We start from the raw sequence: 13,563 nt of genomic DNA on the forward strand, positions 1-13,563 counted from the left end.
CGCACCGGAAGAACGTCAATCTTGCGCGTGCATTTGCGACAATCGATCAAGAAAATTCATGAGTCATCACACGCATCGGCGATGAAAACCGCACTCCCCTACATCGATTATGATTTGAGATATCCCCCGGCAGCTGGTTCGACGCTGGCCATCCAACAGGTCGCCGTCCGAATATGGGCGGTCCCGTCCAGCGCCAGCGCCGGTCAGCACGTCCGCTGCAGCAATATTAGCGACAGCGTGCTCTCCGCCCCCCGGGGGGCCAATGACGAAGACGTTTTCTTACTTCGTCTTTGCCGACAGGGTGGGCCACTCATGCCAGGCTCCCTCAAGCACAAACCCGCCGAAATCGGCGGGTTTGGCGCGATTTGAAGGGGACCCGGATGGATGCGCCCTTGTGGTTTACGCGAAGCGGAAGTCGTCGATGACGAATTGCTCGGTCTTCACACCATCGAAGGTAATCGTCGACCCGTCCTTGAAGGCGATCTCGGCACCGTGGTCGCCATCCGTGAAGACCCCGGAGGCGATAAACGCCTGATAATCCGCAAAGACGTCCTTCGAGAGTTCGACGACATCCTTGCCGTCAGCCCCGGCCTGGAAGTCCGTCACCACATCCCGGCCGCTGCCGGCCGCGAAAACGAAGGTATCCGCACCACTGCCACCGGTCAGCACATCGTTGCCCGCCCCGCCGATCAGCGTGTCATCGCCCGATCCGCCGTTCAGCTGGTCATTGCCAGCACCGCCGTGAAGAACATCATTGCCGGCGCCGCCCATCAGCACGTCGTTACCGGCGCCGCCCTCGACGATGTCGTTGCCGTCACCAGCAACCACACGGTCGTTGCCAGCGCCCGCATCCACCATGTCGTTGCCGGCACCGGCCAGCAGCGTGTCGTTGCCGTCACCGCCTTCCAGCATGTCCTTGCCATCGCCGGCCACCAGGACGTCGTTGCCATCAGTACCGCTGACGATGGTGTACTCGGTGTAGCCGTCCACAGTCACGGTTGTCGTGCCGTGCGCTTCGCCGCCATTGGCGTCGCGAACCGTATAGGTGAGCGTCACGACCGCCTGCTGGTCATCTTCCAGGGCCGCAAAGGCAGAGGAAGGATCAACAACCAGCTTGCCATCGACCACGGAGAAGGCAGCAGCTGCCTGTTCGCTGGTCAGGGCAAGGCCCGCGACGCCTGCCACTGCGACGCTGACGAGCGTCAGGCGGTCACCTTCCACATCCGTATCATTGGCGACCAGATCGAAGCTGGCGTTATCCTTTTCCGACACGGTGATCCTGTCGTCTACAGCCACGGGCGCATCGTTGACGGGATCGATCGTGACGGAGACGACGCTCTCGGCACTGCCGCCCATGCCATCGGAAACGACGACCGTGAAGCTGTCGGTTCCGTTCACATTGGCGTTCGGCGCATAGACCCACTCACCGGTCGCCGCGTCGATCTTGACTTCGCCCTTCGCCGCGCCGGCATCGGCCTTGATGGCGAAGGTCAGCGTATCGCCATCGATATCGGACGCAACGACCTTGCCCTTCAGGACAACATCCTCATCCGTTTTGACGGCGATGGAGGCGGCAACAGGTGCGTCATTGACAGGCTTGACTGTGAAGCTTGCCGTCGTCTCGCTCGAACCGCCGCGACCGTCAGTGATCCTGTAGCTGAAGGACGCCGTGCCGTTGAAATCGGCAGCCGTGGTGAAGCGGATGCCGTTCTCCTCCAGAACCGCTGTTCCACCCGCGACAAGGGAGACACCCGTCACCGCCAGCTGGTCGAGATCGGCGTCCTTGTCATTCGCCAGCAATGTGGCGAAGGAAATAAGGAAGGATGCCGCATCTTCATCGACTGCAGCCAGCGTATCGGCAGCAGCAACCGGGCCACGGTTGACAAGACCCTTGACGATCGCATCGCGGTTGAGAAGCGTTCCGTCGGCGAAGGTCACCAGTTCCACACCGCCGCCCGCGAGCTGGTTGCGCAGCGAGATTTTTTCACCGTTGCCGAATTCGATTTCGACGATGTCGCCGAACTTGTGCAGGACGGCTTCGTTTCTGGCAATATCGTGCAGAACGAGAACGTCCTTGTCGCCCGTCGCACCAACGGTCTCGACGATGTCGTCGGAGCCGTCTCCGCGGCCATAGACATAGGTGTCGGAGCCATCACCGCCCAGCAGCAGATCGTTGCCGGTGCCGCCTTCGATGACATCGTCACCCAGACCGCCGGAGACGATATCGTTGCCCTCATTGCCAAACAGCACGTCGTCACCGTTGCCGCCGGACAGCGCGTCACGCCCTGCCCCGCCCATCAGCACGTCGTTGCCATCGCCGCCGGCTAGGCGGTCGTTGCCGGCGTTGCCGATCAACCGGTCATCGCCCCCGTGGCCGAAGATCGTTTCATCGGCATCTGCGCCCACGAGGGTGTCGCGCGCTTCCGTGCCGTTGATGGTTGTGCCCGCCTCGAGGCCGGATTTCAGATTGACCACCGTCAGATTGTCGAAGGCCAGACCCTTATTACCCCAGGAATAGAGGCCGAAAGTACCGGCGTCGAGTTCGCGATCGCCGATCGGATAGGCAAACAGCGCCTCTTCGTTGAGGAAAGCGGTGATCTTGTCGCCGATGACCTCGACGCGCAGCTTCGCATCCTGGCCAGGCTCATATTTGCCCGGCACCTGAACGAGGATTTCCTCGATGCCGTTTCGCATCCGGACGAGATTGAAGATGCTGCCGGCGCCATTGCTCGGGGTACGATCAAGAATGCCGTCGGCATCCAGTTCGAGCTTGTAATAGTTTTTGCTGTCCTTGTAGCGGAACAGGAAGCCGAGACCGTCCTTGTCAGGTGTCTGGAACGTTGTTTCGATGGCGTAGTCGGTCCATGCCAGCGCTGCCGGGTCGTTGAAGAGCGCATAAGTGCCAAGGCGCAGCACGTTGACGCCGTCCCCCATCGGGCTCCAGCCACGCTTCCAGTAGTCGGAGTTGGTTGCGCCGCTCCAGGTCAGCTCCCGGCTTGCAAGCTCGGTCGTCTGAACCAGCCTGCCGTTGGAAATCAACCACTCAGAGGACTTCCCATCCGGCCCGATACCGCCGAACTCACCCTCGTCAACAATCTTGAAGCGCGCCATGGCCCCAGCGGAGGAGAAATCCTCGGCAACGAGAATTTTCGCCTTCTCCACGACCGTAACATCAACGCGATCGGTCGAAACGGCACCGTTGGCGGAGGTGACCTTCAGGATCAGCCTGTTGATGCCGGTATCGAGCGCGACGTCGACCTTTTTGCCTGTGGCGACGACATTGCCGTCGAGGTCCGTCCAGACGAAGCCAGTCAGATGCTCAGGGCCAAAGGAGCCGGATGCATCGAGCGTGACGGAAGCCTTGCCATCGCCATCCAGGTCGTAGACCCGCTGGTCGATCCCGGCCTTGGCGGTCGTGACCGCGCGCGTGACGACGATGTCATCGAAAACCGAGGCGCGCTGACCGCTGGAATAGGCGCCAACGGTACCGCCGGAGAGCGGCGACGTCGCATCCACGACGGGGCCGCCAAAGACGTTCTTGTCGCCCAGGAAGACGTTGATGACGCCGCCGACGACCGAGACGGTCAGCGGAAGCTCCATATTATATTGAACGCCCTCATTGACCGAGGCGAGCAGAACTTCATTGCCGCCGGAAACCTTGATCAGCTGACGGCGGTTCGTTTCACCATCCATCGAGAAGCGGTAGTAGTTGTTCGCGTCCTTGTAATAGAAGTAGACGCCGATCGCGTCATTATCGAGCTGGATGAGCGTCGCTTCCAGGACGTAGTCGCTCCAGCCGGCCGATTGCCCGCCAATATAAACAAGCTTGTTGCCGGTCGCATCGCTCTGGTCGAAGAGCGCTGCCTCCGGAGCTTCGAGACCGTCCGTTGTGCTTGAGCGCGAAAATACTGTGCCCTTGAGCAGGAAGTTACCGGTGTTGCCATCGGTTGCGCCGAAATTGGTGGCCCAGCCATCTGCCTTGCCGTCATTGAAATTTTCAATCAGCAGGGTGCGGTCGCCGCGAACGAGAACGTCAATCGTATCCGTGGTCTTGACGCCGTTGGCGTCGGTTGCCGTCAGCGTCAGCTTGTGCTTGCCGAGCGAAAGATCGGCAACCGCTTCCTTGCCTTCGGCAACCACATCGCCGTTCTTGTCCGTCCAGACGAACTTCTTGATGTCTGCCGACAGCAGTGATTTGGCCGCGGAGAGGTTAACGCTTGCCTTCGATGCGCCGGTTGCTGCATTGGCGACGATGTCGTCACCGGCATCGGCCATGGCGCGCGCCCTGCCTGCACCGACATAGACGTTTTCGAACACTTCCTGATGGCCGCGATAATAACCGGTCAGGCCGTTGCGATCGATTTCCGGCTTGCTGCGGTAACCGTCGAGGTAATCGTCGAAGGCGGTGAAGTAGGTTTCGGTGGAGATGCGGTTATTGTCCGGATCAATGGTGATCAGGCGTATCGCGCCGTTGCCGCCGTTATTGCCGCGCGACTCGATGCCGTTACCGGTGATTTCGCGGGATACGCCGTTCTGGTAGTTGACCAGGAACTGGAAGACCGGCTCGCCATACTGGTTGTAGGTGATGTCGGTTTCTGCGCCATCGCCGAAGATGTGACCGGAGAAGGTCATGACGATGTTCGGATAGCGGGACAACAAGACGCGGGCGACATATTCTCCGTCGTTTGCGCCGCGCTGGTCGGTGCGCATGCCGTAATCATAGCCGGCGCCTTCGTCATAGAGCGGCGCTGCCAGATTGTCCTGACGCCCGGCATAGCTCGTCAGCGAATGCGTTGCGAGCATCACGCGATGGTCGGGAAACTTCTCGATCACATCGCCCGCCCAGCGGATCACGTCGTCGCGCGGGCCGAATTCGAGCGAGATGGACAACCACTTGGTCCCATCAGGCGCGGTGAAGGTGCTGTAGGTGTTGCGGGCGGCGGCCTGTTCCTGATCGTAAGCGCCCCCGAAGGTGCCGGCATTGGTCGCCGCCTGCTTTGCTGCCGAGAAACGGCTGTCCAGCTGGTCGGAAGAATGGTCTGCGGCGTTGCCGGACGAGCCCTGATCGTGATTGCCGGGAAGCAGCGCATAGGGCAGCTTGCCATCGAGCTTGCGCAGCGCAGCTTCGGCAATATCCCATTCGGACGACTGGTTGTTCTGGGTGATATCGCCCACATGGCTCATGAAGACGATGTTGTGGCTCTGGCGGTTATCGACCAGCCACTGCGTCATGTCGCCGAAGAGATGCTTGATGCCATCGTTCGAGGTATAGTCCTGCGTGTCTGGAAAAACCGCAATCGTATAGGCGTTCGGGCCGGCCACACGCACACGAAAGTCGTCGGCCATGCTTTTGCCGGCAGCGTCCGTCGCGGTCACACGAATGTCGGAATGGCCGAGTTCGGCAAAGTCAAGCGTCAGCTTGTTGCCTTCCGCAAGGACCGCATTCACGACCTTGTTTTCGCTGTTCTGCACGGTGAAGGTAAGCTTTTCGCCGGAGAAGTACTTCGACAGATCGATCGTCACGTTTGCCGCGTCGGGCGTCACCATCATGTCCTTGATCATGGCGGTTTTTGCCACGGCCGACGGATCGACAGGGGCCGTCTCGCCAATTCCCAGGACGTTAGCCTTTGCAGGCGTCGTGAATTCGAGCGTGGTGCCCTTTGCGGTAATCGTTCCCGTGCCGATTGCAGGTGCGGCCGAGCCTTCCGAGAAACGGACTTCGAGAGCGCCTGTCTGCTCTGCCGCCTGCTTCATTACATCCGGCAGAATACCCGATGCTTTTGCTGCGCCCAGATAGGACATTTCGGCCTTCGTCAGCACTTTCTGGAGAAAAAGGAAATTGCTGAGATAGCCGGGAGATGTTTCGCCATCCTCATCCGAGAAGATCAGGAAGCCTTTGGACAGGTCGATGGCGAAGCGTCCCGGATTGGACGATATCTGCTGGGTCGCGATATAGTCGCCATTGACGTATTTATTCATCGAAACGGTGCCGTTCGAATTCTTTTCGATCGTGACACCAATACGGTTCCAGGCATCCAGTTTGGCCGTGCCGCGATAATTACCGCCGATGCCGATACCGTAGCTGGCACTGCTTGCAGAGCCAAAAATGTCACCGTCGTTGCTGTTGGTAAGATCCGTCTGAAGGAAGGGTATCCATTCGGTGTAGCCGCCCGAAGGGAAATAGACGTCATATACCAGGCTGTAGGACGTTACCGTGCCGGTGCCACCAGGCGAAACGAGAATGCTTTGCTGCTGCGAGAGGTCCGGGATCTTCAGCAGCCAATCGGAAGAGGTTTCGATGGGGTTGGCGATCGAGTTTTGCGAAGTCGTCATCTCTTGGGCCTTTTTGCGTGAAACGGATTGGCCGAGGCCATGGCGGCACGATTAGAGGCAGGGGCTAACGCCCGGATGACGAATTCCTAACAAAGTGTAAACGCGCCATAGCGATTTCCCACGGCCGCCATCGGTTACGCCACAGGGTAAACGAAGCCTTCCCGCGGGCGTCATGGTGTTGTCAGCGTTTTCGCCGATAATCGCACGGCAGAAGGAAGGCGCACACGGCGCTAGCGCCGGCAGAACAGGATCTCATGTCGACCACCCAGCTGAAGGCCTTTCACATCGTCGCGCAATCGGGCGGTTTTTCTCAGGCCGCGCGGGACATGGCGATCAGCCAATCCACCCTTTCAGCCCATGTGCGCGAGCTGGAGGCGATCAGCGGTGTGAACCTTCTGGAAAGAAAACCGCGGGGGGTGAGCCTCAGCCCGCAGGGCGAACGCCTTTTTGAGATAACCGCACGCCTGTTTCAGGCCGAAAACGAGGCCAAGGCCTTCCTGCGCGGCGATACGGGTTCTGCGGGCGGGCATCTGCGCGTCGCTGCCGATGGCCCCGTGCTGCCGCTGCCTATTCTTTCGCGGCTGAAGGCAGAGCGGCCGCAGCTAACCTTTTCGCTTTCGGTCGACAACTCGGCGCGGGTGATGGAACAGATCATCGATTATCGCGCCGATGTCGCCATTACCGCCCGTGCACCTGATGATCCGCGCCTCTATGGCGTCAAATTCCTCAGCATGCGGCTTGGCCTGTGCGTGCCCGTCTTTCACCCGCTGGCGGCGCGGGAGAGCGTCTTCGTGGCAGAGCTTGAAGGCCTGTCCTTCGTCATGCGAGAGCGGGGATCGCGCACCCGCGAAATCTTCGAAAAGAACCTTGCCGATCACGGTATCTCCATCCAGCCCGTCATAGAAATCTCCTCCCGCGAGGGCGTGCGAGAAGCCATCGCCAACGGTGTGGGATGCGGCGTGGTGGCCGATCTGGAATTCGGTCACGACGCGCGCCTTTCCTTCGTGCCGCTCTGCGATGCCACCGAACTCATCGATGAATATGCGATCTGCCTTGCCGAAAGACGGCATCTGCCGCTGGTGCGAAGATTCATCGAGGAAGCGGGGCGGGTTCTATGACATCGGCCGTCCTCTCCCGGCAGCAGCCGGAAGGAGGATCAGCCTACCCTCCCTCGCCTCCGCCGCCATCACTCTGCAGGTTTCGAAGCCGCGCTTTCAATATAGGCAATGAGATTGTCCAGATCTTCCGGCTTGCTGATGCCGGCCAGCGCCATCTTGTTGCCAGGGATTTTCTTTTTGGGCGCGCTCAGGAATGCCCGCAATTCTTCCGGCGTCCAGACGAGGCCTTCCTCGCCCGCTTTTTTCATTGCGGCCGAGTAAGTATAGTCCGGCACGCCGCCCGCCGCGCGGCCGATAATCCCGTTAAGCTGCGGGCCGACCCTGTTTTTAGCGCCCTCACCGATGGCGTGACAGGCGGAACACCGCTTGAAGACGGCCTCGCCCTTGGCAACATCGCCCTCCGAAAAAGCAGGAATGGCGCTTGCGGCAAACATTGCCGCCGCGATGATTGTTATTTTGTGCATCGTGTCATCCTTGTCTTGCCGCTTGAGTACGACCCGTCCGCGGAAGCAGACGGGTCGGCGATTTTCTTCAGGTCGTGCCCCAGGCAGGCGTGCCCTTCTTGTAGGGAACGCGATCCTCGAAGCCACCGGGAATCTCGTCATAGACGAGAACTTCCGTGGCGCCGATCTTCGAGGTGAAGAAACCAAGCAGTGTCAGCTGCTTGACCAGCGTGAAAGCATGCGGTTTTGCCGGCGACTGTTCCGCTTTGGCCTGTTTGTCCAGCACAGAAAGCAGCGCCTGGCGCTGTTCGGCGGTCAAATCCACAAAGGCCTTCCCGTGTTCGGCCTGACTGCGTTTCTCGATATCGGAAATGGCCGAAAGGAAGAGTGTCCGCTGTTCGTCAGTGTAGCAATCGGCCGCATAGACGGCCATGAATGCACCGACTTCCGCGTCCTTCGCGCCCGGCGTGGAGGTCCGCGGAATGATGGTTTCCGCCACCTCGTCCAGAAAGCGGATTTCCTCGGGCGTAAAGACATGGGCACCCCCGGCGGGCCTGGCAGCGTTTTCGGCGGCTGTCAGGATATCCGCACCGATCAGCGGCAGGCCGGTCGCAACGGCTATGAGTTTCAGCAGTTCGCGTCTGTTCATCACAGGTTCCCCTTCTTCAGTTCGGAAACGGCGAAATCGGCCGCACGCGCGGTCAGCGCCATATAGGTCAAGGACGGGTTGACGCAGGAGGCCGAAGTCATGCAGGCGCCATCGGTGACGAAGACGTTCTGCGCATCCCAGACCTGGTTGTTGCCGTTAAGGACAGAGGTTTTCGGGTCGCGTCCCATGCGGGCCGTTCCCATTTCGTGAATGCCCATGCCCGGCGCATAGCTGCCACGACTGGGCTTGACGTTCTTGATGCCGACCGCCTCGAACATCTCGACGGCGTCATTGACCATGTCTTCGCGCATGTCGAGTTCGTTCTGCTTCATCTCGACATTCATGGAAAGGACCGGCAGGCCCCACTTGTCCTTCTTCTCATGATCCAGCTTCACGCGGTTCTCATGATAGGGCAGCATTTCACCGAAGGCGGTCATGCCGATGGTCCAGCCGCCCGGCTCGGTCAGCGCTTCCTTGTAATCGGCGCCGATATTCAGTTCCGCGATCTCCCGCTCCCAGCGCGACCGGCTGGCGGAGCCCTGATAACCGAAACCGCGCAGATATTTGCGCTTGTCGTCACCGGTATTGCGGAACCGGGGAATGTAGAAGCCCGCCGGACGGCGACCCTTGAAGTAGAAGTCCTCGAAACCTTCCACCTGGCCGGTGGCGCCCATGCGGAAATGGTGATCCATAACATTATGGCCGAGTTCGCCGGAGCTGCTGCCAAGCCCGCCTTCCCAGACATCGGTGGCCGAGTTCATCAGCACCCAGGTCGAGTTCAACGTCGATGCGTTCAGGAAGATGATGTCGGCGGTATATTCATAGGTCAGGTTTGTCTCGGCATCGATGATCTCGACGCCGCGCGCCTTCTTCTTGTCCCTATCATACAGGATTTCCTTGACGATGGAGAAGGGACGAAGCGTGAGATTTCCCGTAGCGACCGCTGCCGGCAGGGTGGATGCCTGCGTACTGAAATAGCCGCCGAAAGGACACCCCAGCCTGCATTTGTTGCGGAACTGACAGCGCGTGCGTTCCTGATCGGGAAGTTCCTGGGTGATGTTGGCGCAGCGCGAATTGATGAGGTGGCGCGTGCCCTTGAACGCCTTCTTCAGCCGGCTTGCGACATCCTGCTCCACGAAATTGAGCGGAATGGGCGGCAGGAATTCCCCGTCAGGAAGGATGTCCAACCCCGCGCGGCTGCCTGAAATGCCGGCGAAGCGCTCGACGTAGTCATACCAGGGGGACACGTCCTCATAACGGATCGGCCAGTCAACGGCGATGCCTTCTTTCGCATTGGCCTCGAAATCGGTCTGCGACCAGCGATAGGTCTGGCGTCCCCACAGCAGCGAACGGCCGCCGACATGATAACCGCGGAACCAGTCGAACCGCTTCTCCTCGACATAGGGCGTTTCCTGCTCATCGGCCCACATGCCAAGCGTCGCCTCTTCCAGCAGATAATCGCGGCTGAGAACGGGATATTTCGCCTTCATTTCCTGCGTGGCGCGGTTGCGATGGGGGTAATCCCAGGCTTCCTTGTCGGCATTCTGATAGTCGGTGACGTGTTCGATATTGCGGCCACGCTCCAGCATCAGAACCTTCAGGCCCTTCTGCGTGAGTTCCTTTGCGGCCCAGCCTCCACTGATGCCCGAGCCGACAACAATCGCATCGTAATGATTGTTTGCCATGATAACTCCTCCGATGTGAGCTTGGAAAAAACGACAGGGCAAAGCACTTCCCGCCGCGGCGCGGCGGAAAATGGATAAGCGTCTGTCGAACCTCATGCTCCCCGCCGAAACCGGCCGCCGGGGAGCGGTTCTGGTTTTACTGGCAGTGTTTACTGAATCGTCGGCAGGTGTTCGTTGAGGAACGCGTTGCCCTTGGTTACGACCGCTTCGGCATCGAGCGGAAGGTCGTGCTCAAGGATGAACCATTTTGCGCCGGCATGTTTGGCCGCCGGCAGGATCGTCTTCCAGTCAAGCGTGCCGGTGCCGAGTATGGCGAAGCCGCGTTCGTTTTCCGCCGTGCCCGCCGGTGCATTGTCCTTGGCGTGGATGGCAAAAACCTTGCCCTTCAATGTACCAAGGAATTCTGCGGGATCATTGCCGCTGCGCGCCACCCAGGCGACGTCGACTTCGGCCTGCAGTTTCGGGCCGGCGGCGTCGAGCAACAGTTCCAGCGCCGTCTTGCCGTCGAACTTGGCCATTTCAAAGTCGTGGTTGTGATAGGCCATGGAAAGGCCCGCAGCGGACAGCTTGTCCGCATAGCCGCCCAGTTCCTTGCCGAAGGCGGTCCAGCTAGCCGCGTCCTTTGGTCGGTCTTCCGGCTTCAGGAAAGGTACGGTCACGACAGGGTTGCCGACAGCCTTCTGTTCGGTGATGACCTCGTCGAGGTTGCCGCGCAGCTTGTCGATCGGCACATGCGAGGAAATGACCTTGATCTTGTGCTTTTCGAGAAGCGTGTTCAATTCGCTGGCGCTGACCTTCTGCATGTCCACGGTTTCGACCGCGGAAACGCCCGCGCGGTTGAGGATCGTCAGCTGCTCCTCCAGCGTTCCGGAATTGCGCAGCGTATACATCTGCGCGGCAATCGGCAGGGTCTTGCTGTCATCGGCAAAAACCGGATTTGCGAAACCGGCCGCCAATGCTGCGACGACTGCCATGCCTGCGAATTTTGACTTGAACGTTTTCAAACGCGTAACTCCCTTTCCGTTTGATCAATGTGACGACACGTGTACCTTTGCTGGGCATCACCTTCGGCGCCCTGTGTCGTCTCCTCCGATAGGCTGCGACCTAGATATCGATATTGATCCAGGTCGAGGTCTGGCTGGAGCGAACGGCGGCATCGATGAATGCGAGACCCGCAAGGCCGTCCTCCATGCCGGGGTAAATCACCTCCCCGGCGGCTGCTTTTCCCTCCCTTTTGGCAATGATTGCATCTGCGGCTTCGCGGTAGATCGTCGCAAAACCCTCGAGATATCCTTCCGGGTGCCCCGATGGCACGCGGCTGACACGGTTGGCCGCGGCTCCTGCGCCTGCGCCGTTGCGGGTTATGAGCCGCTTTGGCTCCCCGTAAGGGGTGAACCACAGCTCATCCGGCACGCGGTGGTGCCATTCAAGCCCGCCCTTTTCGCCGTAGACCCGTAGCGACAGCGCGTTTTCATTACCGACTGCGATCTGGCTTGCCCAAAGCATGCCCTTGGCGCCGCTTTCGTAACGCAAAAGAATATTGGCGCTGTCATCCAGCTGCCGGCCCGGCACAAAAGAGGTCAGGTCGGCATAAAGACTCTTCGGGATTTCACCGGTAACGAAGGCGGCGGCGTTGAAGGCGTGGGTGCCGATATCGCCGATGGCGCCGCCCGCGCCGGAGCGGCTGGGATCGGTGCGCCATTCCGCCCCCTTCGCACCGGTCTTCTCAACCGCCTCGGTCAGCCAGTCCTGAGCATATTCGGCCTGAATGTGGCGCAGCTTGCCAATGGCTCCATCAGCCACCATCTGCCGCATCTGCCGCAGCATGGCGTAGCCGGTGTAATTATGCGTCAGGACAAACAGGCTGTCGGACGCCCTGACGATCTCGGCCAGCGCCTTTGCTTCCTCAAGCGTCGCGGTCACAGGCTTGTCGCAGATGACGTGAATACCGGCCTCGAGAAAGGCCTTTGAGGGCGCAAAATGGAGGTGATTAGGTGTCACGATGGCGACTGCCTCGATACCGTCGTCTCGACCGGCCTCTGCCGCAGCCATCTCCTCGAACGAGGCATAGGAACGCTCCGGCGCGATGCCGAGCAGGATTGCCGAAGCGGCCGCACGCGCGGGATCGGAGGAAAGCGCTCCGGCCACGAGCTCGTAACGGTCATCCAGCCGGGCCGCGATGCGGTGCACCGCACCGATAAAGGCGCCCTGACCGCCGCCGACCATTCCGAGACGGATACGGCGGCTGTCGAATTTTTTTGGTGCGGAAGACATGGCTATCCCTTTCAGAGGCCGAGAAGGCGACGATTGGCGGCATCATCGACGCCGCTCTTGGCGAAATCGTCGAAGGCCCGCTCGGTCACACGGATAATGTGGTTTTCAATGAAGGCGACGCCTTCGCGCGCGCCGTCTTCCGGGTGCTTCAGCGCACATTCCCATTCCAGCACCGCCCAGCCATCGAAATCATATTGGGTGAGCTTCGAGAAAACCGCGCCGAAATCGACATGCCCGTCGCCCAGCGAACGGAAACGGCCCGGCCGATCGACCCAGCTTTGATACCCGCCATAAACGCCGGAACGGCCGGTTGGATTGAACTCGGCATCCTTGACGTGGAAGGCGCGGATACGCTCGTGGTAGATATCGATGAAGCCGAGATAATCCATCGCCTGCAGCACGAAATGCGAGGGATCGTAGAGGATGTTGGCGCGCGCGTGGTCGCCGGTGGCTTCGAGAAATCGCTCGAAGGTGACGCCGTCATGCAGGTCCTCACCCGGATGCAGCTCGTAGCAGAGATCCACGCCATTTTCCTCGAAGGCATCGAGAATGGGTGTCCAGCGCTTGCCGAGCTCGGCAAAGGCCATTTCGACAAGACCCGCCGGGCGCTGCGGCCACGGATAAACGAACGGCCAGGCGAGCGCGCCGGAGAAGGTCGCATGGCTCTTGAGGCCGAGATGCCGCGACGCCTTCGCTGCGCATATCAGCTGATTGACCGCCCATTCCTGCCGCGCCTGCGGCTTTCCGCGCAGTTCGGCCGGAGCGAAACCGTCGAACATCTCGTCATAGGCGGGATGAACGGCAACGAGCTGGCCCTGAATATGCGTCGAAAGCTCGGTGATCTCGACACCGATCTCGGCCAGACGGCCCTTGATCTCGTCGCAATAGTCCTTGGATTTCGCAGCCTTTTCCAGATCGAAGAGCTTGGGGTCGGTCGGCACCTGGATGCCCTTGTAGCCGAGCGAAGCCGCCCATTGGCCGAGATTGTCGAGCGTATCGAAAGGGGCCTCGTTTCCGGCAAATTGCGCGAGGAAAATCGCCGGGCCTTTGATCGTCTTCAT

General features: G+C 60.2%; 8 protein-coding genes. 1 reads left to right on the forward strand and 7 read right to left on the reverse strand.

Translation table 11 applies throughout. The features are described from left to right. Nucleotides 1-399: 399 nt before the first annotated feature. Complete coding sequence (locus BTN45_RS16330; RefSeq protein ID WP_207590047.1) at nt 400-6,333, reverse strand: Ig-like domain-containing protein; 5,934 nt, start codon at nt 6,331-6,333, stop codon at nt 400-402. A gap of 254 nt (nt 6,334-6,587) precedes the next feature. Between BTN45_RS16330 and BTN45_RS16335 the strand changes: the two genes are divergently transcribed. After that, nucleotides 6,588-7,451 (forward strand): LysR substrate-binding domain-containing protein, encoded by an 864-nt coding sequence (locus BTN45_RS16335; RefSeq protein WP_035206959.1) that lies wholly within the window; start codon nt 6,588-6,590, stop codon nt 7,449-7,451. Between the two features lie 68 nt (nt 7,452-7,519). On the opposite strand, the gene BTN45_RS16340 is transcribed toward BTN45_RS16335, so the two are convergent. From BTN45_RS16340 to BTN45_RS16365, 6 genes are all read right to left on the reverse strand, one after another. Then, nucleotides 7,520-7,915, reverse strand: coding sequence for a cytochrome c family protein (locus BTN45_RS16340; RefSeq protein WP_022562837.1), 396 nt, complete (start codon nt 7,913-7,915; stop codon nt 7,520-7,522). 67 nt (nt 7,916-7,982) lie between these two features. Next, complete coding sequence (locus tag BTN45_RS16345) at nt 7,983-8,543, reverse strand: gluconate 2-dehydrogenase subunit 3 family protein (RefSeq protein WP_072493108.1); 561 nt, start codon at nt 8,541-8,543, stop codon at nt 7,983-7,985. Beyond that, the gene (locus BTN45_RS16350) at nt 8,543-10,228 is read right to left on the reverse strand and encodes a GMC family oxidoreductase (RefSeq protein ID WP_207590048.1); all 1,686 of its coding nucleotides are present in this window, start codon (nt 10,226-10,228) and stop codon (nt 8,543-8,545) included. The genes BTN45_RS16345 and BTN45_RS16350 overlap by 1 nt, the downstream gene beginning before the upstream one ends. A 149-nt stretch (nt 10,229-10,377) precedes the next feature. Next, nucleotides 10,378-11,232: a sugar phosphate isomerase/epimerase gene (locus tag BTN45_RS16355; protein WP_207590050.1), complete on the reverse strand. Its 855-nt coding sequence runs from the start codon at nt 11,230-11,232 to the stop codon at nt 10,378-10,380. Between the two features lie 100 nt (nt 11,233-11,332). Beyond that, nucleotides 11,333-12,502, reverse strand: a complete 1,170-nt coding sequence (locus tag BTN45_RS16360) for a Gfo/Idh/MocA family oxidoreductase (RefSeq protein WP_207590052.1) — start codon at nt 12,500-12,502, stop codon at nt 11,333-11,335. Between the two features lie 11 nt (nt 12,503-12,513). Continuing rightward, nucleotides 12,514-13,563, reverse strand: coding sequence for a sugar phosphate isomerase/epimerase (locus BTN45_RS16365; protein ID WP_107339498.1), 1,050 nt, complete (start codon nt 13,561-13,563; stop codon nt 12,514-12,516).

Source organism: Rhizobium sp. ZX09 (assembly GCF_017357485.1).
In the GTDB taxonomy this organism is placed as follows: Bacteria; Pseudomonadota; Alphaproteobacteria; order Rhizobiales; family Rhizobiaceae; genus Agrobacterium; species Agrobacterium pusense.

Bases quoted from the DNA above. Each gene is read 5' to 3' on its own strand.
- BTN45_RS16340 (WP_022562837.1), bottom strand. From the start codon at position 7,915: ATGCACAAAATAACAATCATCGCGGCGGCAATGTTTGCCGCAAGCGCC.
- BTN45_RS16335 (WP_035206959.1), top strand. From the start codon at position 6,588: ATGTCGACCACCCAGCTGAAGGCCTTTCACATCGTCGCGCAATCGGGC.
- BTN45_RS16350 (WP_207590048.1), bottom strand. From the start codon at position 10,228: ATGGCAAACAATCATTACGATGCGATTGTTGTCGGCTCGGGCATCAGT.
- BTN45_RS16345 (WP_072493108.1), bottom strand. From the start codon at position 8,543: ATGAACAGACGCGAACTGCTGAAACTCATAGCCGTTGCGACCGGCCTG.
- BTN45_RS16365 (WP_107339498.1), bottom strand. From the start codon at position 13,563: ATGAAGACGATCAAAGGCCCGGCGATTTTCCTCGCGCAATTTGCCGGA.
- BTN45_RS16360 (WP_207590052.1), bottom strand. From the start codon at position 12,502: ATGTCTTCCGCACCAAAAAAATTCGACAGCCGCCGTATCCGTCTCGGA.
- BTN45_RS16330 (WP_207590047.1), bottom strand. From the start codon at position 6,333: ATGACGACTTCGCAAAACTCGATCGCCAACCCCATCGAAACCTCTTCC.